The organism is Pseudoalteromonas sp. 23_GOM-1509m (assembly GCF_000518425.1).
In the GTDB taxonomy this organism is placed as follows: Bacteria; Pseudomonadota; Gammaproteobacteria; order Enterobacterales; family Alteromonadaceae; genus Pseudoalteromonas; species Pseudoalteromonas tetraodonis.
Map to the genome: position 1 here is coordinate 46,981 of NZ_JADO01000008.1, position 25,699 is coordinate 72,679.

Below are 25,699 nucleotides of genomic sequence, written 5' to 3' on the forward strand. Positions count from 1 at the left end.
CCGTTTTTTTTAACCGTAAAAAGAAGAGTAAATACAATGAGCAAGATAAAAACACTTTTATTAGGCGCGGGTATTGGTTTAGCCGCAAGTTTTTCATATTCAGCAGCCGCTGCAGATGGCGCTGCACTTTACACAGCTAAAAATTGTCAAACATGTCATGGTGCAGAAGGTAAAGCACCTATAATGGCGATGTACCCTAAACTAAATGGTCAAAACAAAGAATATTTAGTAGCGCAAATGAAAGACATCAAGTCAGGCGCTCGTAACAACGGTATGTCTATGGCGATGAAAGCGATGGTTGCGACTGTGACTGATGAAGAATTTGAAGCGATTGCCGATTACCTATCAAAAGTACAATAACCGTTAACGCTAATTAAAAAGAGCCACACCTATGTGTGGCTTTTTTATTTGGTGATTGCCATCATGCTAATACTCATTTAGACTTCTAAACATCTACAATCACTAGCGCTATGCTGTGTTTTAAAAGGCTTGTTATGTTTGATTTACCCCAGCTCAATTTAAAAAATAAAGTATCAGAACAAGAGTGGCAACTACGTGTTGATTTAGCCGCATGTTATCGATTAGTTGACCATTTTCGTTGGGGGGATTTAATTTATACGCACCTTTCTGCTCGCCTACCGGGCACTGATCATTATTTAGTAAACGCGTTTGGTTTAACGTTTGATGAGATCACTGCATCTAACTTAGTTAAAGTTGATTTAAATGGCCGCATTATTGACGACACTCCATTTGATATTAACCCTGCGGGGTTCACCATTCACAGTGCCATTCATGAAGTACGCGAGGATGCCCATTGCGTAATACACCTACACACTAAAGAAACCATTGCAGTTGCAACACAAAAAGAAGGGCTGTTACCGTTAAGTCAGTATTCGATGTTTTCATTGCCATCTCTGTCTTACCATGGTTATGAAGGCCTAGCGGTGAATGACGATGAGCGTAAACGCCTGCAAACAGATTTAGGTAGCACCAATCATATGCTATTGGTGAATCATGGCGGTTTAACAGTAGGCCCAACGGTAGGCGATGCGTTTATGCGCTTTTATGACCTTCAGCGTGCCTGTGAAATACAGTTAGCCATTCAATCAAGTGCGCAAGAAGCGACTGCTGTGCCTCAAGCTATTATTGATAACATTTATAACCAAGCGAACGTCGTTCACAGCGGAAGTACAGGGGGCCAGCTAGCATGGCCTGCCATGTTACGAAAAGCGTATCGTCTTGATCCTAGTTTTGCAAAATAACCCACTGAAGGTTAATAAGGAATTTTTATGAAAGTAAATCGCGTTGAAGTCTTTGATATTCATTGCCCTGATCGTCCTGCATGGACGCCGGTATTTGTTCGAATTCATACCGATGAAGGTATTAGCGGTGTGGGTGAAGCAGGTCTTGCGTACGATTTAGGCCACAGTGCCGCTGCTGCGATGATCAAAGAAATGGCCGATGCCTTTTTAATTGGCCATGACCCGTTTCAAACTGAAAAACTATGGTCGCGAATGTTACGTGAAAGTTTTTGGGGTCTAGGCGGTGGGCCGGTGGTTTACGCAGCAATGAGTGCGATTGATACGGCACTTTGGGATATAAAAGGTAAAGCATTAGGTTTACCGGTTTATCAGTTGCTTGGCGGTAAAGTTAACGACAAGCTGCGTACTTATGCATCACAGCTGCAGTTTGACTGGGACAGTGAATTTAAAGCGCTGGTACAGCCACAAGAATATGCAGAAGCGGCACTAAAAGCGGTGGCGGAAGGTTACGATGCGGTAAAGGTCGATCCAATTCAATACGATAAAGACGGCAACACCTATTACGACCGCACAAATATTATTTCTCGTCCAGAAATGAAACTATACCGCGCTCGTATGCAGGCTATTCGTGAAGCCGTGGGTGACGAAGTAGATATTATTTTTGAATGTCATAGCTTACCAGGGGCGACATCGGCAATTCAAATTGGTGAAATTGCAGAAGAATTTGACTGTATGTATTTTGAAGAGCCGGTGAATTACCTAAACCATTCATTACATGCAAAAGTGGCTGACAAAGTGGCTGTGCCTATTGCAGGCGGCGAGCGCTTGTATAACCGCTGGGGTGTACGTCCTTATTTAGAAGATCAAAGTATTGATGTATTACAGCCAGATATCGGCTTATGTGGTGGCTTTACCGAAACTAAAAAAGTATGTGATTACGCTGATATTTTTGATGTGCGTATTCAGGCACACGTATGTGGAGGGCCGGTTGCAACGGCGGCATCATTGCACTTAGAAACAGCGATCCCTAACTTTTTAATTCACGAGCATCATACTTACGCGATTAAAAAGTGGAATAGAGAGCTATGCTTACAAGATCCACAACCTAAAAATGGTTTTTTTGAAGTATCTGAAGAACCAGGCCTTGGGATTGAGCTTAATGATGAAATTGTAATGCGCTCACAACGCGTAGAAATAAAATAAATAACCTGAACTCTGCTTGAGATGGATTTATTATCCAGAGTTCAGGTTAAATAGCTCTATTTATGAATAGCCGGTAAGTGAGTTGTCACTTACCGGCTTTTTTATCGCTGTGGGTTTATTTTACAAAGTACTTGTTTTAGTTCAATGGTTGCTTTGCTATCAAGGTGGCGAACAAAACAGCGCTCTCCCTTAGTCACGAGCTCAAACTGGTCAGGCATATTAAGTTGCTTGCCCATAATAGGGTTGCCCTGAGGATCTTTATGATTAAGTTGCTCAAGGGTAACCGAGCTTGAGGTGACAAAAACATCGTCTGCTAATTGAACCTGCGAGCTATGCAGCAGCTGCGCAATTGCGTCGGCTACTTTAGCGCTATTAGGCTCAATTAGTAACGCATGTTGCAATTTAGGTGTGGGCTCTGAGCTTTGTGCTAAGCACCCACTTAAAAATAGCGAAATTGCAGTTATTGCTAATAAAATCTTCATTGCTTATCTCATGTTATCGCTAAGAATAATATTCTGTTTAAGTACAGTCTGAATTCGCGCGTCTTTTACTTCAGGCATATCGGTGGCGATAGTGGGCGCAAAACCGAGAACACTATTTATTGAGCTTGGGGCTGGGCAACTGCCGGTTGCTCTATAACTAAGTGCGGTATTAAGTAAGCCTTCACTTGCATCACCTAAGCGTTTGCTAAAGTCATCGGCAACAGCACAGCCTGCAATAAGTACGGGCTGGCGCGCATTATCAATGGTATTTTGCGGTGCAAAGCCATCTGAATATTCACCAAAACCTTTGTTATTTTCGCCAGTAAATTGAATGGTAAAATAAGTAGTGTCGCAGTTATCGGTTGGGTAAAAGCCATACGGTTTACCACAGGTGCCAGCCCCTATCTGAATGATTTCAACATCGGCTCCGCGCAGCCCGTTAATTATAGCCTCACTGGCTGAGCAGGTACTGCTGGTGGTGAGTACAAATACCCGATCTAAATTTAACGTTGGTAATGGGGTGCCTGCAGCTATTGCAGGGTTATTTTCAAACCCGACAAAACGATTTGTAAAGGGCATGGGGGTCAGTGTTTGCCCTGTGATAGGGTTGGTATTGGGGTATTTATCGTTAAAAATAGTGCGTTCAAATATTTTGCCTTGGGTATTGCTACCTGCCACCATATAGCCTACTTGGCTGGCCATTTGTAACAAACCACCGCCGTTATAGCGCACATCAATGACTAAATCTTTAATGCTGCTGGCAGCGAGTTGGTTAAAGGCGTTGTAAAGCTGCGTTTCGGCTATCGCGTTGTGGCTATTAAATTGAAAGTAACCCACATCGCCGTTTGCTAAATCAGTACGTACGTTCATTACTGGTTGCGACTCGATATTTTGAGATGTGAGCGTAACAATGCGATTTTCATTAGTGCTGATATCCCTAAATACAAATTCGGTAACTTTACCTGTTTGTTCTGGGAATAAACCTGCGTTAATAATAGCTACCTCGCTTGATGAGGTCGTGTTAATAAAATCAACACCATCAACTTCTAAAAGCTCAAAGCCCCTAATAATATTTTGATTACTAGCAGGGGTATTTGGCTCGGTATAGCTAACAATTGCTTGGCGCGGCGCACTACCAGCGATTATTTTTATATTAAAGCCATAACCAAAGCTTAGGCCTGATTGATTTTGCCTTTGCCACTCATCGGTTGGCAAACTAAAGTGAAAGTTATCTTTTTTCGCACCCGACTCAGTCAGTTGCTCCGTTTTTAAAGTATTAAAGTAATCAATGACGCCTGACGTTAATGCCGGATTAGTATCAATAATTTCGTCGTACCATAAGTAGGTTTCGTTACTCCAAGAGCGTAGCCAGTTTTTTTCATTAATTGCTTGGCATTGACCTTTAAATTGCTCTGAGCTGGCAAATACGCCTGAAGTCCAGCCACCGTTGTTAGTTGTTGGGTTGGTCGCATTGTCACTGCCCCCACCGCCACAACCGGTCAATAAAGTGGCTAGCGATAAAGAGAGTAATGTGTATTTGAGAGAAGATGAATTAAAAATGGCCATACGTATGCTCGTTTTTTAAACTGTTGAGCTAAATATAGCGGTTTTCATTTAGAGTTGATAGAGGCGCGCAGCATTTTTGTAACTCAAATGTTGCCATGTAAGATCATCGCTACATAGGCTTCGATAATGATGCCATAACTCATTGTAGTTAAAATAAATTTGGCACACGGGGAAGTTGCTGGCAAGCATCACTCTATGCATACCAAAATGCTTTAAAATATGTGTAAAGCATTGGGTTTGCTGCTCGCTATTAAGCATAAGCAATTCAAAACCTGAAAACTTAATCGCAATATTAGGTTGCTGTGCGAGTAATTCAATGGCGCGTTGCCAGTTAGTAAGGTTGTGTGCAAGCCCCGCGTGATTAATGATGATTTGTAAATCAGTAATTTGGCTGGCATAAGAGATGAGCTGTTCGGTGATGTTGAGGTTTTCTACTTCAAATTGCGCTTCAAAATGCAGTTTTAAGTGGCTCAAGTGGCGCAGGTTATCGAGACAATGAGGGTTCAATAAGCGCGTGGCATCATGACCTTCAGTGATATCTCTAATGCCGACAAGGGATGAATGTTTTAGATGTTTAAGTGCTAGTTTAAATGCGTTATTTGGCTGGTTAATTGTTGCAAAGCTAATCGCTTTGTAAGGTAGCCTTTTTATATGCTTTGCTAACCAGTTTAATTCATTAATAGGTTGCTCATTATCAAAGCCAGCTTCTATATGCACTAAACCAACGAGTTCAAAGTCCGTACTTTTGATTAGTTTAGCAACGCTAATCGGTTGTTTTATTTTATCTAAGTTAGGCCAAGCGGGTGGGTTAGCACCTTGCAGCCAGGTGTATTGACCCTCCAGCAAATTAAAAAAATGCACATGCGGGTCAATAATTTTAGTACTCATTGCGCTGTGTAACCGCCATCAATGCGTTGCAAACTGCCGGTAATAAAGCTGGCTTCTGGACTTACTAAAAAGTTTACCAGTGCTGCAACTTCATCGGCTTGACCTAAACGATTAAGTGGTTGTAAAGCAGCTTCTTCGGCAACAATATCTGCCTTATTTGCGCCACTTTTTTTGCAGTATGCATCAATCGCATTATGAAATAATGGCGTTTCTATGGTGCCAGGACACACGGCATTAGTGCGAATATTAAAGCTTGCGTAATCTAAGGCGGTGGTTTTAGCCATCGAAGCCAATGCATGTTTAGTCAGGTTATAAGCAAATGAGTTTTGTTTGCCAATAATGGCCTGATCTGAGGCAATTAACACAATAGCGCCATCATGTTGTGCTTTCATGGCTGGTAATACGCTTTGTATAGCCGCGTACGCACCTTTAACATTCAGTGCCATTAACGCATCGAATGTCGCTTCATCGGTTTGCTCAATTGTGGCACTTAGGTGCTTGCCAGCATTTGAAACAAGTACATCAATGCGTTGTGTTTTTTCAATAATAGCCTGTATACACTGACGTACGGCGGTTACATTACTAACATCACATTGATGAAAAGCACCACTCTCACTGGGTTCAATATCTAGGTTATGAACCTGATAGCCGCTCGTTAATAATCGCTGAACCACAGCAAAGCCAATGCCTTTAGAGCCACCGGTTACTATTGCAACTTTTGACATACTTGTTCCTTTAATTAGCAATTAATGTGCGTGGCCGCAACCACCTTCAGCATGAACATGGCCGTGAGAAATCTCTTCGTTTGTTGCTTCTCGAACTGAGACAACCTCAACATCAAAAGTCAGCGTTTTACCAGCAAATGGGTGGTTTAAATCACAATCAGCATTAAAGCGGCCTACTTTTACAATGGTTACTTGGTGGCGACCTTGGTTTGATTGCACCATAGCAGTCATGCCTGGTTTCCATACTTTTACATCACCTTGAAGGTGCTTAAGCGGAATGCGCTGAATTAAGTCATCAACACGCTCACCGTATGATTCACTTGGAGATAACGTAACGCTAAATTTATCACCAGCGGCTTTACCTTCAAGTGCGGTTTCTAAACCTGGAAGCATGCCTTCGCTGCCGTGAATATAACTTAATGGCGCGTCGTTTAGGCTGCTTTCGATTTGTTCACCCGCTTCGCTTAGGGTGTAATGAAATTCAACGGCCGAATTTTTACTGATTTGCATGCTTGTCTCTTTGAGTTTTAAATTAATTAAAGGCAATTTTACGCGAAATACTGCGCTTTAGAAACTTAACGTGGATGATTTAATGTATTTTGTAAGTCGAGTAACAGGTCTTTTTTCGCCGGTGTAGTTTTAGGTGTCGCGGCTTGAGGTATAAATAAAACCAACTGAGTACCAGGTTTTAATACGCTTGAGGCAGATAATTTATTCCAACGCGCTAAATCGCTATGAGCAACGCCGTATAACTGACTTATATTCCAAAGGTTGTCACCGGGTTTTACGTGGTAATCTACCTCGATGGTTGGAATGATTTGCTCTTTTTGTTCTAGATAAGGGCTTATTTTATAGTTAATAGTGAGCGACTCAGGCAAAGTTTGCGGCTCCCCTAAAATAAGCTTTTCGCCAACGCCAATAAAGTTATTTTGCTTATTATTGAGCTGTTTTAATACTTCTAAAGGCAGGCCAAAATGCCTAGCAATACCGTACAGCGTGTCATTTTTCTTAACGATGTATTCGCCTGCAAAATTGGCTTTAAAAAAGCGGTTTTTTAATAAAGCTTGTTGCTCTATAGGTAATAACAGAGTGTGCGGTCCATGGGGAGAGCTTTGATTTTTTAAATAACCCCGATTAAGGGCATGCAGTTGTTTGGCGCCCATGCCAGAGAGCTTGGCCATAACTGAAAAATCAAACTGTTTTGCCACATTTAGCGAGGTAGTCAGTGCTTTATAAGGAAGCTTTGGCCGTTTAAAATTTGCCTTAGGGTGTTTCACTAAATAGCTCAGTGCTAATAGTTTTGGTACATAGTCAGCGGTTTCTTTTGGCAGTGTTAGTGCCCAAAAGTCAGTTGATTTACCTCGTTTTTGATTGCGTTTTATAGCGCGCTTAACTCGGCCTTCACCGGTATTATAGGCCGCAAGTGCATGTAGCCAATTACCATCAAAACGTTTATGTAAATAGCTCAAGTAATCAAGTGCCGCATCGGTTGAGGCTAATACATCCTGGCGTCCGTCGTACCATTGATCTGATTTAACCCCAAAATGATGCGCGGTTGCTGCAACGAGTTGCCACACTCCCACAGCGTGCTCGCTTGAGCGTGCGGTAGGTCTAAAGCCACTTTCTACAAACGGTAACAAGGCGAGCTCCATCGGCAAGCGCTTTTGCTCAACTTTTTTTACAATATGGTATAAAAAAGGCGCTGCACGTCGAGACACTATTTTTAAATAATTAGGCTGTTTTAAATACCAGTTAATGCGTTTTTTTAACGCCTGATTTTGCTCAACCGGTAAATGTAAGTTATCAGCAATATGTGCCCATAACTCTGTGGGTTGAGCTATTTCAGGGGCTTTGGGGGGGGCTTTTTTATTAATGACTTTGTGAGTGTTTTTAGAGGTCGGCGTATTTGATAATGCCGGTTTTGACTCTACAGGTGTGGGAACTGCAGGCGCAATGATCTCTGGCTGAGTGGTTTTACAGCTGCATAGCAATACAATGGCAAAGCATAAGATCAAGTGACGCATTTTGTTCCTTTTTAAAAAATATATTTCCATATTTTAACACAATCCATTGTGTTCAGTTATTGACTGTTTTTAGCGCGAAGTAATCCCGATTGCAAAAATAAGTGACTTGATTTTATATCAAGTGGTTCTTGTTGATAAGGTTTTAGTGCCTCAATAGGGAAGTTTTTTTGTAATTGCTCAATACTAGCTTCAGGGTTGTTTTTAGCATGCTCCGTAATCGCTTCTAAAAACGTGAGTGACTGTTTTAGTTTAACTTTATCGACTAAATCGCCATGCCCAGGAATAAAAAGTGACAGCGTATTATTATTTATATATTTTTTTAATAAGCGTTGCCATTGCTTAAGCTCGCCATGCCCAGGGTAGGGTAACCAATCGATGATATCACCACCAATTAAGGTTTTACCTTTGTCGGCAAGTAGTGTTAAATCGCCATTAGTATGTGCCTGGTGCGGGTTTATAGTGAGTGTATAGCCACCTAAATCTAACGTTTTAGATTCACTAATACTCATTTTTGGTGGTGTTAATTGATAGTCTTGCCAGCGAAATAAGCGCTTTTTAGCGCGGGTAAGCTTTTCTCGCCATTGAACTTGCTCAGCATCGGGTAAGGTGGCTAATCGTTGATAGCTCAGCTCAATGCTTTTCTCGAATCCCTCTAGCTTGTCTGTTAAAGCTTGCTGGTAAAGCGAAAAGTCGTTAGCGACTTGTTGGTGAGTAATAAGTTTTGCGTCTGGGAAGTAATGCTGCATAACCGCCATCCCCAGTAAGTGATCGTCATGAAAGTGGGTTGCAACTAAATAACACAAAGGCGTCTTTAGACGTTGTTTTAGCTCAGTTACCAGTTGTTCTACTGCCGCAAAGTTACCACTGGCATCAACGAGTAATGCACATTCACTGCCTTCAATTAATACTTGGTTAGAGTCGTAAAAACGAAGCCTTTCAGGTTGCTTAAGAAATTGAATATTAGCTGACAACGGTTGCCACTCAATTGCTGCCTCGCTTTTTGTTTGCATAAACAAGCAAATTAAAGGCAGTAAGCACTTACCTATTTTTTGAGCTTTACTTAAAAATAGTTGCATCTTTATCTCTAGCTGTATTTTTGACGGTAAAAACAATAAAAGCGCAAAATGCGCTTTTATTTAGTGTGCTCAGAGTTCGAGCTTAAGTACTGACTCAATTTATCAATCAGTTGATCTTGATATTCAAGCTCAACTGATTTTTGAGTTTTCGCTTCAAGCAATTCGTGGCTTAAATTTAAGGCAGCCATAAGTAATGCTTTTTGATCGTTTCTGACTGTTGAACGTTGTTTCATTTGTTCAACTAAATCATTCAGATTTTTGGCGGCCGCTTTTAGTGCCTCTTCTTGCCCCGCAGGACAAGCAAATTGCTGCTCTTTACCAAGCAATTCAACAGTGACTCGCTGGTTTTGCAGCTCAGACATTAGCTTGCCTGTTGCGCGCTTTGTAATTTATCTAACAATGATGACAAGGTAGTACTTGCATCTTTTTGTTTTTCTTCATTTTCAAGGGCTTCTAACTGCAATAACTCATTTTCATCAAGTAGCTTGCTGTTTTGCTCTTTAAGCTCTGAAATATCAGTTTGTAACTGATTATTACGGGTAATTAGTTGGTCGATCAGTTGTTCGAGTTGTTGAAGAGTGTTGTTGTTCATAAATGCGCTCATATAACTGTAATTAATGTCATGCAAATGTAAAGCAAAGTGTGTTTATTTGCCAGCATTTACGCTGGTTTTAGGTGATTTTTATTCTATGTTAAGGGATAATTCACGCTATTGGCTTTTTCATTCAGAAGCGGTTCACGTAAACCCCCGCTTTTGCTGGTATCGATTGTCAAAGTAGTGTGCTTATGGTTCACTGATTTTATTAAATAGCGTATGGTGAAAATAAATAATGCTTAGTTACAGACACTCCTTTCATGCGGGCAACCCTGCCGATGTACTTAAACATTTAGTGTTAGCGCAAGTACTGGGTTATCAAACAATTAAAGATAAGCCGCTTGACTATATTGATACGCATTCGGGGGCTGGTTTTTTTGAGCTTGCTGCACCTGACGCGCAAAAAACCCAAGAGTACCAAGATGGCATTGAAAAACTGTGGCAACATACTAGCCAACACAGTGCCTTAAATGACTATATTGAGCTAATAAAATCATTTAATGAGAGCGCATCGCTGGCGTTTTACCCAGGCTCACCAAAAATAGCCGAGCACTTTTTACGCCGTCAAGATAAGGGCTGGTTTTTTGAGCTGCATCCGCGAGATTTAGTCTTACTTGAAGAAAACATGCAAGGTAAGCGCTCTATTCGTGTACGCGGCGAAAATGGGTTTGCAGGCTTAATTGGTTTGTTACCGCCAGCTTCGCGCAGAGCCTGTGTGTTAATAGACCCACCTTATGAAATAAAAGACGATTACAATACGGTAGTACAAACCATTGTTAAAGCACATCAACGCTTTGCAACAGGGACTTACATGATCTGGTATCCGGTTGTGGACAGAGAACGTATTGATAATATGGAGCAGGGTTTAATTGACGCGGGCATTAAAAATATTCAATTATTTGAATTAGGTACTGAAGCAGATACAGAAGTACATGGTATGACCGCCTCTGGAATGATAGTGATAAATCCACCCTGGAAGCTGAAACAAACTATGGATGACGTGTTACCTGAACTAGTAAGCTTGTTGAGTAAGCCAAGTGGCTTTTATCGCAGCGAGCAGTTAGTTGTCGAATAAAAATAAATAAGCCTAGGGTCTGTTGACCTTTGCGGATTAAAATTTGTTCAAACTAGGGGCGGTTTAATCGCGGCGCGAGGTTTGTAACCTAGTGGGCTAAGTAAAAACCGAGCAAAGCTTCCGCGTCCTGCTCACGCCCCTTACCTACATCCATGTAGGCAACAAAGAGTAAACCGCCCTTAGGCAGAACCCTTCGGGCAGCGCCTGTTTGGCATTGATGCTGCGTTATCGCCTATTTATGGGGAATAACCACACCACATAGGCTCTGCCTTGCCTAAATACCAAACAGACTGCTGCAAATTTGACCTTGAAAGATCAACAGACCCTAGTTTAACTGGGCTTTATACTGTTCTGCTTAGATGCGGAGTATTGTTACGCTTAATTAAAAGTAAACAGCGTTAAAGGTTGCAAGTTGCTTGCCTGCCTCATTTTGTAATACTAATTTTTCACCGTTAATTTGCCATTGCGTTGCTGCTTGCAGCACACCCGCCATGGCGCTTTCTTGTTCCATATTGTCATGACACATTTTTTGCGTGGTAGCTAACTGCGTAAAAGTAACCGTTTGCTTCGATACTTCATAACCGCCATTAAAGTTATTGCACCCTAAAAAACCGTGCACAGTGTTGTCACTATTAAATTGAATAAATGGCTCTTTAGTATTCACTTCAACGGGATTGCCGTCGATTGAAACGGCTTTGAAGTAGGTATTTACTAAGTCAACGTCTGGCTTTGGCGCTACTTTTGAAACAATAATTTCTAAAGGCTCTGATGAGGCCGTATTAGCAAAAGGCGAGTTACTTGTTGTGCTGGTGTATAGTAAGTTTCCTTGATTATTAATGGTTGCGCGCACGCTGTAGCGATGGGCTGGATCAATTTTTTCAAGGTTGTATTCAAGCTCTACTTTATACGGCGGTGCGCCTACTAAATCAATTACCTGCTCAGAAATAACGGTTGCTGCCACATCCATTTTTGACACATCAACCAAGGTAACGGTTAGCTGTGAATTAGGCGCTAATAGGCTGCGATCTAGGTAGCTAACTTGTACTGGTAGAGAGGCTGTTGTTTGTTTCACAGCGCTATTTTGCTGTGCGGTGTCATCGTTACATGCGCTAAGCATAAGTGTGCCACTTGCTAAAAAACATAGGCCTGCAACCGACTTTAAGATTGAGTTTGGCTTTGGTGAGAACATAACAGTTCCTAGATATAATTACGGATATAAACAGTAGCATACGGCTAAGTTACTTAATCATCGCTTAACTTGTAAATACAGCCAATACAGAAAGTTGAGATATAAAAAAAGACGCTAGGCGCCTTGATTCGTTACTTATTTTTTAACGTATTTAGTTAAAATTACAATACGTTGTCCATCAACACGCCCTTCAATATGTTCTGGGTTGCTGGTTAAGCCAATATTGCGCACAGCAGTACCGCGCTTTGCCGTTAAGCTGCTACCTTTCACATCTAAGTCTTTTATTAAGGTGACGGTATCGCCAGCTTGTAGCACTACGCCATTACTATCAATGTGTTTAATATCATCATCTTCAGCAAGCGCTTGCTGAGCCCATGTTAATGTGTCTTCTTCAAGGTAAATCATATCAAGTGCGTCTTGTGCCCAGCCATTATCGGCTGCTAGTCGTGTCAGCATGCGATAAGCAACAACTTGTACCGCCGGTGTTTGGCTCCACATGCTGTCATTTAAACAATGCCAATGAGTAGGAGTTAAATCGCGGGTGCCCTCAATTTGATCTTTACATGTTTGACAGGTGTAAATGCATTTATCTGAATGAGCTTCGGTAACTGGAGGTACTTCGTATACAGTTAAGTTATCTGTTGCTGCGCAGAGTTCACATTGGTTGTTGCTACGCTCTATTAAGGCTTGTTCAATGCTCATATTAGGGGCTCTTGTGAGTTTATAAAAAATTTATAAGAGCATTATACCTTATAACCATAACCTTTGGGTATGCTCAGAGCGACTGATAGCAGCAAAACCTTATAAAAAATAAGGTTAATAAAGGTTTTTATTTTAAGAATATAAATTTAGGCTTAGTTGCTTGTTTTTTATTCGAATTAAAATTGCAGCAAGTCTTTAAAGTTTCACTATACTGGTTAGGTATAACAATAAAAATAACGCTTACATCACTGCAAAACAGGAAGGGTAATGCCAAATAATCCAGACGTAAAAAATTCATCTATTTTGGTTACTCAATATATTGCTAGGCAACCCATTTTTCATGCTGATAGAAGCATTTTTGCCTTTGAGTTACTTTATCGCGATTCAGTTAATAATGCCTTTCCTGCGGGAACAACCGACGGGCAGGCCACTGGGCGACTTTTTTTTAATGCGTTAATGCTGGTTGGGGTGGAAAAGCTGGCGCTTAATCAGACCGTGTTTATAAACCTATCTAGCGAAGGGCTTTTAGAGGATTTACCTACATTATTGCAGCCTGAAAATACTGTAATTGAAATTGTTGAGCGTACTGAAAATATCGAGCTTGTTACTCAACGAGTAACTGAGCTAAAAAAAGCAGGGTATGTATTTGCGTTAGATGATTATGACGCGCATGAAAAATGGCAACCTTTGCTCAGTTTGGTTGATTATATAAAGCTTGAAGTAGAAGAGCCTATAATAAAAACCACCATGCTACTTAAAAAGCTCAAACGCAATCACCCTGAGGTTAAAATAGTGGTAGAGCGAATCGAAACCTATGACGAATTTAGGCAGCTTAAAGAAGCTGGATGCGATTACTTTCAAGGATTCTTTTTTGCACGGCCAGAAATGCTCAGTTACGGTAATGTTGAGCCGTTAAAAATGGCGGTTTTTGATTTATTGCGCTGCACATCTCGGCCCGACTTAGATTTTAACGAAATTAATCAACGTATTTCTAAAGATGTGGGTTTAACCGCACGTGTTCTCAAACTAGTTAATGCTCGCTCTGCTAATAAAAATTTAGTGATTACGTCAATTCCACAAGCGGTTGTGTATTTAGGGGAAGATTCTATTAGAAAGTTTGTACGAGTACTGGCGCTGAGCGAACTTGGCTCAGACAAGCCTAGTGAACTTACTCGTTTAGGTTTATGTAGAGCGCAGTTTATGCAATTGATTTTAGAGCCTGGCGGAAAGATTATTGCAGAGCAAGGCTATTTAGTCGGCTTGATGTCGGTGCTTGATGCTATTTTAGATATGGAACTGGAAGCTATTGCCAAAGAGTTTAGTTTAGGGGCTGAGTTATCTGGTGCACTTTTAAGTTTTGATGGCATGATGGGGAACTCATTACATTTAATAAAAGCAGTAGAAGAAGATAACTGGCAATTGGCTAAAAAGTTGCTAGAGACTATTCGCCCTGCATCAGATATAAAGCTGGTGTATACAGCCATGTTAGATGCGCGCCAATATGCGGATGAGTTATTAGCCACCATTTTGGAGTGAATTTATTCTAATGGTTCAGCGGCTTACCCCGTTATAAGCCACTGAACGAAAATATAAGCGCCAATCAACAAATATATGCCTACACCAATTACAAATCCACGATATGTTATAGCAATGGCTAATGCAACGTGTAAGACCTGAAAGACGCGAACCCAAAACCCCTCTTTAAAGTACAAATCGAACCATTCTGTTGCAATATATTCTTGGCTACCCCAAGCAAACATACCCGCAACTAAGAAAAGTACGATATGAACAAAGTTTATCTCCATCTTTACAACTGGGGCTGTTTTCTCAATTATGACAAGCACCAACGATAAACATAGTAATATACCTAAACCAATAAAAAACAACATCGTTCTCTCTATTTATCTGATTTTCAGTCAATTATAATGAGTATCTATTTTGTTTCATAAAAAGTACAGCTCAGTTAACCATTAAATTATTGAGCAAGACTAACGCAAAGCGTTTGGGTATGATTGGCACATATTGATTTTACTTAGTATTACACCATGCGTTTATTTTTACCTATCACGACTATTTTAATAGCCTTAGCTTTATTAATCCCCGGGGTGACACAGCCGGTGTTGAGTATGGAAGGCAAAATTGATAAATCTAAACTTGCTCAAGCCGGTATTGAAATGCTGGCAGATGAAGGAAATCAAAACACCCGTAATATGCTAATGATGATCTCGAGTATGTTGGGATTAGACAAACTTGAAGGTGAGATCAGCGCTTATCAAAAAACGCGTAGTATTTGGGGCACCGTTAACGAACTGGCCGATAACAAAAACTACTTAGTGGCGATATTAGTGGCGTTTTTTTCAATAGTGATCCCAACAATTAAGCTGCTGCTTCAATTGTTTTATTGTGCACTGAAAGAGACTTCGTTTAAGTACAAGCTTGGTAAGGTCATTATTAGTTTGAGCAAATGGAGTATGGTGGATGTGTTTGTTATTGCATTAATCGTGGCTTACATGGCTGGTAATGCAAACGCGAACTCAGAAGACTTACTTAATATGCATGCTGAGTTTGGTACTGGTTTTTGGTATTTTACCGGCTATTGCCTGTTCGCCATTGCGGCTAGTAGCTTGATAAAGCCAATGGTAAAAACCAGTTAATGATTGAGTTTTAAAGCCAGTTACCATAAACTTTAAATGTCTATTTATTATTAGGTTAATTCATTGCAACGTATTTACTGTATTTTACTCACGCTAACTTTGTTACTCACTTTTGTGGGTCAAGCCGTTGCGTCTGTATCTATGGTATGTGATGTGCCGCATATGAACATGGCAACCCATGCATCGATGCAGCATAGTGAAATGGCAATGAGTGACGACGCTGATACAACAACCATGTCTATGGATTGCTGTAGTGAGCAAAGCACGTTAACCCAAGATTGCAGTTGCCCGATGAGTGCTTGTAATTCGCATTCGGCCTTGCATGTAAACTCGCTATTTATAGCTTCTAAATTACCCTCTGAAAAAGTGCACCTTGCTGTCATGCAGCGCCAACCTAATTTTGCACGATCTCTTTATCGTCCTCCTATGCCTGCATAACCGCAGGATAGGTGTATTCAAAATCTAGCCATTTAGCTTTTTGTCATCTATCTGCTTAAAAATTTAATCGTTTTTTATTTTTTAAATTTAAGTGGAGCAAGTGATGAATCACTTCGCAGTATTAAAAGCCGTTTGTGTGAGCAGCTTATTGAGCATTAGTGTCTCTGTACACAGTGCTGAACTGAGTTTAAATGAGGCAATTAACTATGCCTTAAACCATGAGCCTTGGCTTAAAGCCAGCAAACAAAAACAAGCATCAATTGAAGCAAAAAGTATTGCCGCAGGTACCTTACCTGATCCGGTACTCACGCTAGGGTTAATGAACTTACCCACTAATGGTTTTGCTTTTGATCAAGAAAATATGACCCAATTTAAAGTAGGAATTAGCCAATCGTTAAGCCGAGGCGATAGTTTAGCATTGCAGCAAAAAGCACTGTCTCAGTCGGCTGCGGCAGAGCCTTGGCTTCGTAAAGATAGACTCGCGCAGGTAAAAACCACAGTGACCGAGTCATGGCTCAATGCGTTCAGAGCGCAGCGAACTATTGCACTTATTGAGCAGGACAAAGCGTTGTTTACTCAGCTAATCGATATTACCGAATCAAGTTATGTAAGCTCGGTGGGTAAAACACGCCAACAAGATATTATTCGTGCGCAATTAGAGCTAACCCGCCTTGAAAATAAACTAATGCAACTTGATCAACAGCTTCAAGGTGCTAAAAAGCGGTTAACACAATGGTTGCCCATCGACATGCTAAGCCAGCCTGTTGGTGAGGACTTTTCACAGGTTTCAGCGTTAAAAAACTACACGGAGTTAGAGTTTCAGCAATTGATGGCATTGCTATTAAAGCACCCCGCTATTATGGCGATTGATAATGCAATAGAGGCAAAGCAAACTCAAATCAGTGTGGCTGAGCAAGGCTATAAACCGCAAATTGGTGTGAATATGGGATATGGTTATCGTGATGATATGCCAATGGGGGGCTCGCGAGCCGACCTTTTCTCTGTGGGAGTGAGTATCGATTTACCGTTATTTACCGACAATCGCCAAGATCAACTCGTTAATGCCGCGATTGCTGATAGCGAAGAGGCAAAAACACAAAAATTAATTGCTCTTAAAAAGCTACAAGGAATGTACTTTAAGGAAGTCAGCCAACTAACACGATTAAGTCAGCGAGCAGCGCTCTATAAAACTAAATTATTGCCGCAAATGGCCGAGCAATCCCAAGCGACCCTTAATGCTTATACCCGCGATGATGGTAATTTTTCGGATGTGATGCAAGCGCGGATCAGCGAATTAAATGCCAAAATAGACGCACTTAATATTCACGTTGATCAAAAAATTATTATTGCACGGTTAAATTATTACGCCAGTGCTGATGACGCCAGCTTAAAGAACTTAACACAGCAGGAGCTAACCTATGAATACTAATTTTAAATTGTCATTGGTGGCTATATGCAGTGCAGCGCTGACGGCCGGGATGTTATTGAGCTTGCCAGCTGAGCACACTATGCCAAGCGATAACAAAACCAGTAGTAAAAAAGAGCCGCTTTATTGGGTGGCACCAATGGACAGTAATTATCGTCGTGATGAACCGGGTTTATCACCTATGGGTATGGATTTAGTGCCTGTTTATGAAGAGTCAGACAGTGATGCAAATGAAGGCCCCGGCAGTGTTAAAATTTCACCTACCGTGATTAATAACTTAGGTGTACGCACTGCACCGGTGGAGTTTGCAGCGCTGGAAAATGAAGTCAACACGGTAGGCTATGTACAGTATAACCAAGACCAGCTCATTCATATTCACCCGCGGGTAGAGGGCTGGGTAGAGACGTTATATGTGAAGGCCGCAGGCGATCAGGTTAAACAAGATGAGCCACTTTATACCTTGTATTCACCGCAATTAGTCAATGCCCAAGAAGAGTTTGTTTTAGCGTTAAAGCGCAATAATCCGGTGCTAATTCGGGCGGCTAAAGCACGTTTAAAATCGCTTAATGTGTCTGAGGGTTTTATTTCACGCTTACAAAAAAGTCAGCAAGTGCTACAAAATATTACTTTTTATTCTCGCCAAGGTGGCGTTGTTGATGAGCTTAATATTCGTGAAGGGTTTTACGTTAAACCAGATACATCAATGATGAGTATTGCTCAGCTTGACGAAGTGTGGGTTGAGGCTGAGGTATTTGAACGCCAAGCTGAGCTGATCCGTGTTGGCTTACCGGTAACCATGACACTCGATTATTTAAGTGGTCAACGTTGGCAAGGGCAAGTGGATTATATTTACCCTACTTTAGATGCTAAAAATCGTACTTTACGAGTGCGTTTGCGCTTTAATAACGAAGGTCATCAGTTAAAACCAAATATGTTTGCGCAAGTGAGTATTCATAGCCAAAAAGCTGAAAAGCAGTTAATTGTGCCTAAAGAGGCGGTTATTCGCACTGGTAGCCAAAACCGCATTGTAATTGCGCTTGGTGAGGGGCGTTTTAAATCGGTTGAAGTAACCTTAGGGCGAAGCGATGCGACTCATACTGAGATTTTATCGGGTGTTATGGCTGAAGATGAAGTGGTTACTTCTGCGCAGTTTTTAATTGATTCAGAGTCGAGTAAAAGCTCTGACTTTAAGCGTATGCAAGCCCCTTCGCACAGCACCATGGCAATGAGTGATAGTGACCCAAGCATGGCTACTGTGAATGGGGTTATCAACAGCATTGACCCTAGCACGCGGGTTATGAATATTAGCCGTGAAGCGATTGAAAAGTGGGGGCGCGGACCTGCAACTATGGACTTTGTGTTAGCAAAAAATGTAACGATTGAGGCGTTTAAGCTAAATGATGAAGTTACATTTACCTTTAGTATTGAGCAAGGTGAGTTTGTGATCCATACAATGACTTCTGTGCATGCTATGCATAGTCAGCACGAGTAGGAGTGGTTATGATTACTGCAATTATTCGCTGGTCTGTTGTTAATCGTTTTTTTGTACTGTTACTGACCGCTATATTGATTGGTGGCGGCTTGTATGCTGTAAAAAACACCCCAGTAGATGCCTTACCCGATTTATCTGATGTACAGGTTATTGTTAAAACATCTTACCCTGGGCAAGCGCCGCAAGTAGTGCAAGATCAGGTTACATTTCCTATAACCACGGCGATGTTATCGGTACCAGGGGCGCAAACAGTACGCGGTTTTTCGTTTTTTGGTGACTCCTACGTGTACGTTATTTTTGACGAAGACACCGATTTATACTGGGCACGAAGTCGTGTTCAAGAATATTTAAGTCAAGTATCTGCGCGTTTACCCAATACGGCAATTGCAGAGCTAGGCCCGGATGCCACAGGAGTTGGTTGGGTGTATTTATATGCACTCACTGATACCACAGGTAAGCATGACATAAGCCAACTACGCAGTTTACAAGATTGGTTTTTAAAGTTTGAACTGCAAACTGTGCCCGGTGTATCCGAAGTAGCATCGGTAGGTGGCATGGTGAAACAATACCAAGTTAACGTACAGCCCGATAAGTTACGTGCCTATGGTATTCCGCTAAGCCTTATTCAAACTGCCATTAAGCAAGGCAACCAAGAAATGGGGGCATCAGTTGTTGAAATGGCAGAAGCCGAATACATGGTTACCAGCACTGGCTATGTAAAAAGTGTGGCTGATTTAGAAGCGATTCCTCTAGGTATAAACGCTAACGGTACTGCACTGCAGTTACGTGATGTTGCTAATGTGCGTTTAGGTCCTCAAATGCGCCGTGGTGTTGCCGAGCTTAACGGCGAAGGCGAGGTGGCTGGTGGCGTAGTAGTGATGCGCTTTGGTGAAAACGCGCAAAAAACTATAGAGCTCGTCAAAGCTAAATTGGAGTCACTTAAAAAAGGCCTGCCTGAGGGGGTTGAAATTGTACCTGTGTACGATCGCTCTCACTTAATAAAAGACGCAGTTGATAACCTCACCTCTAAATTGACGGAAGAACTTATTGTAGTGGCTTTAGTGTGTGTGGTGTTTTTATTCCATGTACGCTCATCGCTGGTGGCTATTATTACCTTGCCCTTAGGCATACTCACCGCTTTTATTATTATGTATTGGCAGGGGATTAACGCCAACATTATGTCATTAGGCGGGATTGCTATAGCGATAGGTGCCATGACCGATGGTGCGATTGTGATGATTGAAAACATGCATAAACACATGGAGAAAAAACCGCTGACCGATGAAAATCGTTGGCAAGTGGTGATTGATTCTGCCAGTGAAGTAGGGCCTGCATTATTTTTTAGCTTATTAATCATTACAGTTAGCTTTATGCCGGTGTTTATTTTAGAAGCTCAAGAAGGGCGAATGTTTGCGCCATTAGCTTACACAAAAACCTATGCAATGGCGGCATCTGCCGGCTTAGCAATTACCTTAGTACCCGTACTGATGGGGTACTTTATTCGCGGTAAGGTGATATCTGAAAATAAAAATCCGGTAAACCGTTTATTGGTAAATAGTTATAAGCCACTGTTAAACACAGTCTTAAAATTCCCCAAAAGCACCTTGTTAGTGGCACTGATTATTACTTTAGTGGGCTTTTATCCGGTTAATAAAATAGGCAGTGAGTTTATTCCACCTCTTGATGAGGGGGATTTAATGTATATGCCAACCACTTACCCTGGGATTTCTATTGGTAAAGCGCGCGAGCTATTACAGCAAACCGATAAGCTGATTGCCACTGTGCCCGAGGTGAAAACCGTATTTGGTAAAATTGGACGAGCGGAAACGGCAACCGATCCGGCACCACTGACCATGATTGAAACCTTTATACAGTTTAAGCCTAAAGATCAGTGGCGCGAGGGCATGACCACCGAAAAGCTCAAACAAGAGCTGGATGCTTTAGTAAAATTTCCAGGACTCACAAACGCTTGGGTAATGCCAATTAAAACGCGAATAGATATGCTGGCTACAGGGATTAAAACCCCAGTGGGTATAAAAGTCGCGGGGCCTAATTTGAATGAAATTCAAAAAATTGGCCAACAAATAGAAGTGCTGCTTAAAGATCTTCCAGGTACGGCGTCGGTTTACTCAGAGCGAGTAGCGGGTGGGCGTTATATTAAGGTCGATATTAACCGCGAAAAAGCAGCGCGTTATAGTTTAAATATTGCAGATGTGCAGCAAGTGGTCGCAACCGCTATTGGCGGGATGAACGTGACTGAAACGGTTGAGGGTCAAGAGCGCTACCCGGTTAATATTCGTTATCCGCAAGCGTATCGTGATTCACCTGAGGAGTTAATGCTACTGCCTATTGTGACCCCAGCTGGGCAACGCATTGCACTTGCCGACGTGGCTGATGTATACATTAGCGATGGCCCTCCTGGCATAAAAAGTGAAAATGCCCGTTTAAATGGTTGGAGCTTTATTGATATTAAAGATACTGACATTGGCAGCTACGTAGAAAGTGCTCAGCAGTTACTAAACGAGCAGCTAATTTTACCCGCAGGGTATTCTATAACTTGGGCAGGGCAATACGAATATATGGAGCGTGCCAAAGCCAAACTGAGTTATGTGTTGCCGCTTACCTTAGCCATTATTGTGGTACTGCTTTACCTGAATTTTAGAAGCTTCACTGAAGTATTTATTATTATGGCGACATTACCACTGGCGATGATAGGGGGTATTTGGCTCATGTACTTAGAAGGCTTTAATTTCTCTGTTGCTGTGGGGGTCGGCTTTATTGCCCTTGCTGGGGTGGCCGTAGAAATAGGCGTTATTATGTTGGTGTATTTAAATCAAGCGTATAAAGCGCAGGTACAGGCCGCCGCTCAATTAGGAAAAAGCATCAGTATTGAGCAGCTTAAACAGGCGATATTAGAAGGCGCTGGTTTGCGCGTTCGCCCGGTAATGATGACGGTAGCAACCATAGTGATTGGTCTGTTACCGGTGTTATATGGCACAGGCACGGGCAGTGAAGTAATGAGTCGAATAGCCGCCCCCATGGTTGGCGGTATGTTTAGCGCCATTGTTTTAACATTGCTGGTATTGCCTGCTGTGTATTTATTATGGCGAAAGCGAAACCTATAATTTTTACACTGGTTGTGTAACTTGTACTGTAAAAAATCAGTGCAAGTTACCCAGCTTTACTTTACCTGCTGATTTTATTGTGTTTTTTATTGGCATGATTCACGCATCTATTTAATCATTAGGGTTAAATAGTAAGGAACGCACATGCAAGTTAAAACAATCCAAGAAGTGTTCGATTGGACCGTTCAATTTCACACACAAATGGCTGCTAATTTTTTTAGTGTAAAGGACCTACTCGGGGAGCATAACAAACAGCTAATTGATTATTGTGTTGAGTATGAAAAAAAGCTCGCTGAGGATTTAATTGGCTTTAAAGCCATCACGCAAATAAACACATTAGATACGTATTGTTATGAATATTTTTCAGAGCACGCAGAAATTATTAACTTTACTGATTTAGATCGCAGTAACCAGTTAGATGAGCAAGTAATTCAAGAATATTTATCAAAGCAGCATCAAAAAGTATTGAACGCATATAGTTATTTGGCTGATAAAGCACAATCACCTGAGGCTCAAGAAAAACTAAGTGAGCTGTTGCAACTTGAAGAGCAAGGATTAAAGCAAATGATACAAAGCATTAATCGTCATGCAGATATGTAGCAACAAGTGTTACGCATAAAAAAGGCGCTGTAATAAGCGCCTTTTTCGTATGTAAAATAATAGAGCACATTTAACTTTGCTCTACATCAACCACTAAGTCACTCGTAATCGACTCAAGAGCGTTAATTACTTCGTCTTTGTTAAGCCCATTAGGCAGGCTAACGGTGGCAACGGCACTAAAAATTGGCACCCCCCAGTTTGGCGCACTTTGCTGCCTTGAGTTTAAGTTCGTAATATTAGCGCCTTTATGACGAATAACACTTGCCAACTCCTGGACAATACCGGGACGATCGTTCCCAGTGATCACAAAATTAAGCTGCTCGAGTTCAACAGGCTCAATTTCGGTGTTGCCTTTTTCAATACGGACATCTAATTTAGGAAGCCCATTAAGCGCATCTTGAAATGCCTGTAAATGCTCTTCAGCCACCTCAACTTGTATAATGCCAGCAAAGTGGCCAAGCAAATGACTTAAATTACTGCTTAACCAATTACCGTGGTTTTCCAATATAACCGATGAAATACTTTCTACTAAACCGGGGCGATCTTCCCCTAAAATGGTTATTACCAACTGCTTCATAATAGTTCTCTTTTTAAGCCCAAATGAAAAAATAAATGCATAGGCATTAAGTGATGCGATCTAATGTATGTGATTCTTAATGTATGTAAAAGCTAACCACAAAAGGATTGTTATATCTTAATAGGTTACTTTATTATTGTTATATTAGATGCCCATTGAGTATTGTCTTGGATAAATAGTTTGTCCAATTAATAATTGATTTAGTTTATTAATAACACATAAATAAATACAATTATTTAATAAAACAATACTTTAATATTATTTTGTGGTTCCAGTAAAGAATTATTACGACTGTAACATTACTGTCACTTTGATGAAATATAATGCGCCCAACGTTAAGATATAAGGGTGTTTTGATGACTTCAAATCCGAATAAACCGACTTTTAATACGGATCGAAGCCGTCTATTTAAAGACCGGTTTGCTAAGTTTGGCATAACCGCAGGCGGTATAATGGTATTAATAGCACTGCTATTGATCTTTTTTTACCTTCTTTATGTAGTGCAGCCTATTTTCGAGTCAGCTAAAGTTGAAAAGCGCGCTAGCTTTAATGTTGCTAATGCTGAGCAAATAGTTGGGCTTGGTGTTGAAGAGCAAACTGAGGTTGCTTACTTACTTGATAATCAAGGTCAAGTTAACTTTTATAGTGTTGATAAAGCAAACTTTGGTAAAAAACTAAAAACACTTAATGCCACTTTACCTGCGAAGGTAACCAGCTTTGCAAATAGTGCTCCTTTTCAAGGTCATTATGCGTATGGCTTAGAAAATGGCACCGTGACTATTGTTGCGCCTAAGTTTTTAGTCACCTTCCCTAATAATGAACGTAAATTAAGCCCGCGTTTAGGTTATCCATTGGGTGAGATGGCGTTAGAAGTTGATGAACAAGGTGCTGCTATTAAGCGTTTTGCCTTTAGCCATTATGAGGACAAAACAGCCGTTGTGGCACTTACCGCCGATAAACGTGTGGTATTTAGCAGCTTTGTAGCCGAAGAAAATATGTTTACCGGTGAAGTCGAATGGCAAGTTGAACGTACCGAATTGAACGTTGATGGTCGCGTAGATGAGTTATTAATGTCGCCTGATACCACCCGCACATTTGTTCGCTCTGCTAATCAAATTTACGTATTCGATACTCGCTACCCAAGTGAAGTAGAGCAAATCCAATTATTATCTGCCAACGAAGAAAACGCTAATATTGTGTCATCACAATTATTAGCTGGCGCAAACTCCCTGATGCTGGCCAATGATAATGGTGAAATATCGCAGTGGTTTGAAGTAAACACTGACTCAGGTCGCGAGTTTCAAAAAATTCGTTCGTTTGAAACCACTAAGCAAAGTAAGTTAAATATTTTTACTGAGTTTTACCGTCGCACCTTTTTTACAACCGGTCAAAATGGTGAGCTAGGTGTTTATTACACAACCAGTGAAGCAAAGTTGTGGCAAGGTAAAGTCAGTGAAGGTGCAATTGAACAGTTTGCTATTGCTCCGCGTTCAAATGCCGCGCTGATTTTGGCTGATAACAAGCTAACGGTATTAGAAATTCATAACGAACACCCAGAAGTAACGTGGTCAGCGCTTTGGCAAGAAGTATGGTACGAGGGTTACCCTGAGCCGGGTTATATTTGGCAATCAACGTCTGCCAGTGATGATTTTGAATCTAAGTTCTCACTGGTACCAATTTCATTTGGTACTTTAAAGGCTGCTATGTATGCAATGTTATTTGCTGTGCCTATTGCTATTTCAGCCGCTATTTACACCGCTTACTTTATGTCGAGCGAATTACGTCGCGTAGTTAAGCCGACCGTTGAAATAATGGAAGCTTTGCCAACGGTAATACTCGGCTTTTTAGCTGGCTTGTGGTTAGCGCCTTTAATTGAAGAGCACCTGCCGGCTATTGTTGGCTTACTCGTATTACTGCCATTAGGTATTTTAGCAACCGCTTTAGGTTGGACTAAATTACCTGCAGCTATTCGCCATAAAATTCCTGAAGGCTCACATTCAATTTTATTAATTCCTGTGGTGTTATTTATTGGTTGGTTGTCATTTGCGATGAGCGAAAGTATTGAACTGTGGATGTTTGATGGCAATGTGCGTCAATACTTAACCAATGAGCTTGGTATGACTTTCGATCAGCGTAACTCGCTTGTGGTTGGTATTGCGATGGGCTTTGCGGTTATTCCCACTATCTTCTCAATTGCGGAAGATGCGGTATTCAGCGTTCCTAAGCATTTATCTAATGGCTCGTTAGCATTAGGTGCAACGCAGTGGCAAACGCTAATTCGCGTGGTGTTACTAACGGCTAGCCCAGGTATTTTCTCTGCGGTCATGATGGGGTTAGGTCGCGCCGTAGGCGAAACCATGATTGTACTGATGGCAACCGGTAATACGCCGATTATGGATTGGAGTATTTTCCAAGGTATGCGTACCTTAGCCGCTAATATTGCCGTCGAAATGCCGGAGTCGGAAGTGGGGAGTTCGCATTATCGAATTCTATTCTTGGCCGCCTTTGTATTATTCATATTTACCTTTATTTTCAACACCGTTGCTGAATTTGTTCGTCAGCAGCTGCGTGAAAAATATAGCTCAATGTAAGTGGAGAAA

Annotated in this window: 25 protein-coding genes; 12 read left to right on the forward strand and 13 right to left on the reverse strand. The window is 41.3% G+C overall.

The genetic code is table 11. The features are described 5' to 3' along the window. Positions 1-36 precede the first annotated feature (36 nt). From N523_RS0100215 to N523_RS0100225, 3 genes are all read left to right on the forward strand, one after another. Positions 37-360, forward strand: a complete 324-nt coding sequence (locus N523_RS0100215; protein ID WP_028835553.1) for a c-type cytochrome — start codon at positions 37-39, stop codon at positions 358-360. 134 nt (positions 361-494) lie between these two features. Next, on the forward strand, positions 495-1,262 hold the full coding sequence (locus tag N523_RS0100220) for a class II aldolase/adducin family protein (protein ID WP_028835554.1): 768 nt from the start codon (positions 495-497) through the stop codon (positions 1,260-1,262). 27 nt (positions 1,263-1,289) lie between these two features. Next, complete coding sequence (locus tag N523_RS0100225) at positions 1,290-2,465, forward strand: mandelate racemase/muconate lactonizing enzyme family protein (protein ID WP_010391702.1); 1,176 nt, start codon at positions 1,290-1,292, stop codon at positions 2,463-2,465. A gap of 101 nt (positions 2,466-2,566) precedes the next feature. On the opposite strand, the gene N523_RS0100230 is transcribed toward N523_RS0100225, so the two are convergent. The 9 genes from N523_RS0100230 to N523_RS0100270 form a co-directional block, all read right to left on the reverse strand. After that, positions 2,567-2,947 carry a hypothetical protein gene (locus N523_RS0100230; protein WP_028835555.1) on the reverse strand — a complete coding sequence of 127 codons (381 nt, stop codon included), beginning with the start codon at positions 2,945-2,947 and terminating at the stop codon, positions 2,567-2,569. A gap of 3 nt (positions 2,948-2,950) precedes the next feature. Then, positions 2,951-4,513, reverse strand: coding sequence for a S41 family peptidase (locus tag N523_RS0100235; RefSeq protein ID WP_028835556.1), 1,563 nt, complete (start codon positions 4,511-4,513; stop codon positions 2,951-2,953). A 48-nt stretch (positions 4,514-4,561) separates the two neighbouring features. Continuing rightward, the gene (locus tag N523_RS0100240; protein ID WP_028835557.1) at positions 4,562-5,401 is read right to left on the reverse strand and encodes an amidohydrolase family protein; all 840 of its coding nucleotides are present in this window, start codon (positions 5,399-5,401) and stop codon (positions 4,562-4,564) included. Beyond that, positions 5,398-6,126 (reverse strand): SDR family NAD(P)-dependent oxidoreductase, encoded by a 729-nt coding sequence (locus N523_RS0100245; protein WP_028835558.1) that lies wholly within the window; start codon positions 6,124-6,126, stop codon positions 5,398-5,400. The genes N523_RS0100240 and N523_RS0100245 overlap by 4 nt, the downstream gene beginning before the upstream one ends. A 21-nt stretch (positions 6,127-6,147) precedes the next feature. Next, the gene (locus tag N523_RS0100250; protein WP_008466307.1) at positions 6,148-6,636 is read right to left on the reverse strand and encodes an FKBP-type peptidyl-prolyl cis-trans isomerase; all 489 of its coding nucleotides are present in this window, start codon (positions 6,634-6,636) and stop codon (positions 6,148-6,150) included. 65 nt (positions 6,637-6,701) lie between these two features. Continuing rightward, positions 6,702-8,150, reverse strand: a complete 1,449-nt coding sequence (locus tag N523_RS0100255; protein ID WP_028835559.1) for a transglycosylase SLT domain-containing protein — start codon at positions 8,148-8,150, stop codon at positions 6,702-6,704. Between the two features lie 56 nt (positions 8,151-8,206). Beyond that, entirely contained in the window at positions 8,207-9,226 is a 1,020-nt protein-coding gene (locus N523_RS0100260) for an MBL fold metallo-hydrolase (RefSeq protein ID WP_028835560.1), read from the reverse strand. Between the two features lie 56 nt (positions 9,227-9,282). After that, positions 9,283-9,588 carry a cell division protein ZapA gene (locus tag N523_RS0100265; RefSeq protein WP_013466007.1) on the reverse strand — a complete coding sequence of 102 codons (306 nt, stop codon included), beginning with the start codon at positions 9,586-9,588 and terminating at the stop codon, positions 9,283-9,285. Then, positions 9,588-9,818: a hypothetical protein gene (locus tag N523_RS0100270; protein ID WP_008466311.1), complete on the reverse strand. Its 231-nt coding sequence runs from the start codon at positions 9,816-9,818 to the stop codon at positions 9,588-9,590. Before N523_RS0100270 ends, N523_RS0100265 begins: the two co-directional genes overlap by 1 nt. A gap of 238 nt (positions 9,819-10,056) precedes the next feature. Between N523_RS0100270 and N523_RS0100275 the strand changes: the two genes are divergently transcribed. After that, positions 10,057-10,896, forward strand: coding sequence for a 23S rRNA (adenine(2030)-N(6))-methyltransferase RlmJ (locus N523_RS0100275; RefSeq protein ID WP_028835561.1), 840 nt, complete (start codon positions 10,057-10,059; stop codon positions 10,894-10,896). Positions 10,897-11,278: 382 nt separating this feature from the next. Here the strand turns inward: N523_RS0100275 and N523_RS0100280 are convergent, their stop codons facing one another. After that, entirely contained in the window at positions 11,279-12,085 is an 807-nt protein-coding gene (locus N523_RS0100280) for an META domain-containing protein (RefSeq protein WP_028835562.1), read from the reverse strand. A 135-nt stretch (positions 12,086-12,220) separates the two neighbouring features. Then, positions 12,221-12,787: a PhnA domain-containing protein gene (locus N523_RS0100285; protein ID WP_024601949.1), complete on the reverse strand. Its 567-nt coding sequence runs from the start codon at positions 12,785-12,787 to the stop codon at positions 12,221-12,223. A gap of 267 nt (positions 12,788-13,054) precedes the next feature. Here N523_RS0100285 and N523_RS0100290 point away from each other — a divergent pair, with 267 nt between their 5' ends. After that, positions 13,055-14,323, forward strand: a complete 1,269-nt coding sequence (locus N523_RS0100290; protein ID WP_028835563.1) for an EAL and HDOD domain-containing protein — start codon at positions 13,055-13,057, stop codon at positions 14,321-14,323. 23 nt (positions 14,324-14,346) lie between these two features. On the opposite strand, the gene N523_RS0100295 is transcribed toward N523_RS0100290, so the two are convergent. Next, on the reverse strand, positions 14,347-14,676 hold the full coding sequence (locus N523_RS0100295; protein ID WP_028835564.1) for a hypothetical protein: 330 nt from the start codon (positions 14,674-14,676) through the stop codon (positions 14,347-14,349). Between the two features lie 156 nt (positions 14,677-14,832). Here N523_RS0100295 and N523_RS0100300 point away from each other — a divergent pair, with 156 nt between their 5' ends. From N523_RS0100300 to N523_RS0100325, 6 genes are all read left to right on the forward strand, one after another. After that, positions 14,833-15,441 (forward strand): paraquat-inducible protein A, encoded by a 609-nt coding sequence (locus N523_RS0100300; protein ID WP_028835565.1) that lies wholly within the window; start codon positions 14,833-14,835, stop codon positions 15,439-15,441. 63 nt (positions 15,442-15,504) lie between these two features. Then, a complete protein-coding gene (locus N523_RS0100305; RefSeq protein ID WP_013466001.1) occupies positions 15,505-15,879 on the forward strand; it encodes a hypothetical protein in 375 nt (124 codons plus the stop codon). A gap of 103 nt (positions 15,880-15,982) precedes the next feature. Next, the gene (locus N523_RS0100310; protein WP_028835566.1) at positions 15,983-17,308 is read left to right on the forward strand and encodes a TolC family protein; all 1,326 of its coding nucleotides are present in this window, start codon (positions 15,983-15,985) and stop codon (positions 17,306-17,308) included. Then, positions 17,298-18,797, forward strand: coding sequence for an efflux RND transporter periplasmic adaptor subunit (locus tag N523_RS0100315; RefSeq protein WP_028835567.1), 1,500 nt, complete (start codon positions 17,298-17,300; stop codon positions 18,795-18,797). The genes N523_RS0100310 and N523_RS0100315 overlap by 11 nt, the downstream gene beginning before the upstream one ends. An 8-nt stretch (positions 18,798-18,805) precedes the next feature. Next, positions 18,806-21,922 (forward strand): efflux RND transporter permease subunit, encoded by a 3,117-nt coding sequence (locus N523_RS0100320; RefSeq protein WP_028835568.1) that lies wholly within the window; start codon positions 18,806-18,808, stop codon positions 21,920-21,922. Between the two features lie 144 nt (positions 21,923-22,066). Beyond that, positions 22,067-22,522, forward strand: coding sequence for a hypothetical protein (locus tag N523_RS0100325; protein ID WP_028835569.1), 456 nt, complete (start codon positions 22,067-22,069; stop codon positions 22,520-22,522). A gap of 70 nt (positions 22,523-22,592) precedes the next feature. Here the strand turns inward: N523_RS0100325 and N523_RS0100330 are convergent, their stop codons facing one another. Continuing rightward, the gene (locus tag N523_RS0100330) at positions 22,593-23,099 is read right to left on the reverse strand and encodes a glycine cleavage system protein R (protein WP_013465996.1); all 507 of its coding nucleotides are present in this window, start codon (positions 23,097-23,099) and stop codon (positions 22,593-22,595) included. A 356-nt stretch (positions 23,100-23,455) separates the two neighbouring features. On the opposite strand from N523_RS0100330, the gene N523_RS0100335 reads away from it, so the two are divergent. Further along, positions 23,456-25,690 carry an ABC transporter permease subunit gene (locus N523_RS0100335; protein WP_028835570.1) on the forward strand — a complete coding sequence of 745 codons (2,235 nt, stop codon included), beginning with the start codon at positions 23,456-23,458 and terminating at the stop codon, positions 25,688-25,690. Positions 25,691-25,699 lie beyond the last annotated feature (9 nt).

What these genes read in the sequence shown, in the direction of transcription:
- N523_RS0100215 (WP_028835553.1), top strand. Translation starts at nt 37, where the DNA reads ATGAGCAAGATAAAAACACTTTTATTAGGCGCGGGTATTGGTTTAGCC.
- N523_RS0100220 (WP_028835554.1), top strand. Translation starts at nt 495, where the DNA reads ATGTTTGATTTACCCCAGCTCAATTTAAAAAATAAAGTATCAGAACAA.
- N523_RS0100225 (WP_010391702.1), top strand. Translation starts at nt 1,290, where the DNA reads ATGAAAGTAAATCGCGTTGAAGTCTTTGATATTCATTGCCCTGATCGT.
- N523_RS0100230 (WP_028835555.1), bottom strand. Translation starts at nt 2,947, where the DNA reads ATGAAGATTTTATTAGCAATAACTGCAATTTCGCTATTTTTAAGTGGG.
- N523_RS0100235 (WP_028835556.1), bottom strand. Translation starts at nt 4,513, where the DNA reads ATGGCCATTTTTAATTCATCTTCTCTCAAATACACATTACTCTCTTTA.
- N523_RS0100240 (WP_028835557.1), bottom strand. Translation starts at nt 5,401, where the DNA reads ATGAGTACTAAAATTATTGACCCGCATGTGCATTTTTTTAATTTGCTG.
- N523_RS0100245 (WP_028835558.1), bottom strand. Translation starts at nt 6,126, where the DNA reads ATGTCAAAAGTTGCAATAGTAACCGGTGGCTCTAAAGGCATTGGCTTT.
- N523_RS0100250 (WP_008466307.1), bottom strand. Translation starts at nt 6,636, where the DNA reads ATGCAAATCAGTAAAAATTCGGCCGTTGAATTTCATTACACCCTAAGC.
- N523_RS0100255 (WP_028835559.1), bottom strand. Translation starts at nt 8,150, where the DNA reads ATGCGTCACTTGATCTTATGCTTTGCCATTGTATTGCTATGCAGCTGT.
- N523_RS0100260 (WP_028835560.1), bottom strand. Translation starts at nt 9,226, where the DNA reads ATGCAACTATTTTTAAGTAAAGCTCAAAAAATAGGTAAGTGCTTACTG.
- N523_RS0100265 (WP_013466007.1), bottom strand. Translation starts at nt 9,588, where the DNA reads ATGTCTGAGCTGCAAAACCAGCGAGTCACTGTTGAATTGCTTGGTAAA.
- N523_RS0100270 (WP_008466311.1), bottom strand. Translation starts at nt 9,818, where the DNA reads ATGAACAACAACACTCTTCAACAACTCGAACAACTGATCGACCAACTA.
- N523_RS0100275 (WP_028835561.1), top strand. Translation starts at nt 10,057, where the DNA reads ATGCTTAGTTACAGACACTCCTTTCATGCGGGCAACCCTGCCGATGTA.
- N523_RS0100280 (WP_028835562.1), bottom strand. Translation starts at nt 12,085, where the DNA reads ATGTTCTCACCAAAGCCAAACTCAATCTTAAAGTCGGTTGCAGGCCTA.
- N523_RS0100285 (WP_024601949.1), bottom strand. Translation starts at nt 12,787, where the DNA reads ATGAGCATTGAACAAGCCTTAATAGAGCGTAGCAACAACCAATGTGAA.
- N523_RS0100290 (WP_028835563.1), top strand. Translation starts at nt 13,055, where the DNA reads ATGCCAAATAATCCAGACGTAAAAAATTCATCTATTTTGGTTACTCAA.
- N523_RS0100295 (WP_028835564.1), bottom strand. Translation starts at nt 14,676, where the DNA reads ATGTTGTTTTTTATTGGTTTAGGTATATTACTATGTTTATCGTTGGTG.
- N523_RS0100300 (WP_028835565.1), top strand. Translation starts at nt 14,833, where the DNA reads ATGCGTTTATTTTTACCTATCACGACTATTTTAATAGCCTTAGCTTTA.
- N523_RS0100310 (WP_028835566.1), top strand. Translation starts at nt 15,983, where the DNA reads ATGAATCACTTCGCAGTATTAAAAGCCGTTTGTGTGAGCAGCTTATTG.
- N523_RS0100315 (WP_028835567.1), top strand. Translation starts at nt 17,298, where the DNA reads ATGAATACTAATTTTAAATTGTCATTGGTGGCTATATGCAGTGCAGCG.
- N523_RS0100320 (WP_028835568.1), top strand. Translation starts at nt 18,806, where the DNA reads ATGATTACTGCAATTATTCGCTGGTCTGTTGTTAATCGTTTTTTTGTA.
- N523_RS0100325 (WP_028835569.1), top strand. Translation starts at nt 22,067, where the DNA reads ATGCAAGTTAAAACAATCCAAGAAGTGTTCGATTGGACCGTTCAATTT.
- N523_RS0100330 (WP_013465996.1), bottom strand. Translation starts at nt 23,099, where the DNA reads ATGAAGCAGTTGGTAATAACCATTTTAGGGGAAGATCGCCCCGGTTTA.
- N523_RS0100335 (WP_028835570.1), top strand. Translation starts at nt 23,456, where the DNA reads ATGACTTCAAATCCGAATAAACCGACTTTTAATACGGATCGAAGCCGT.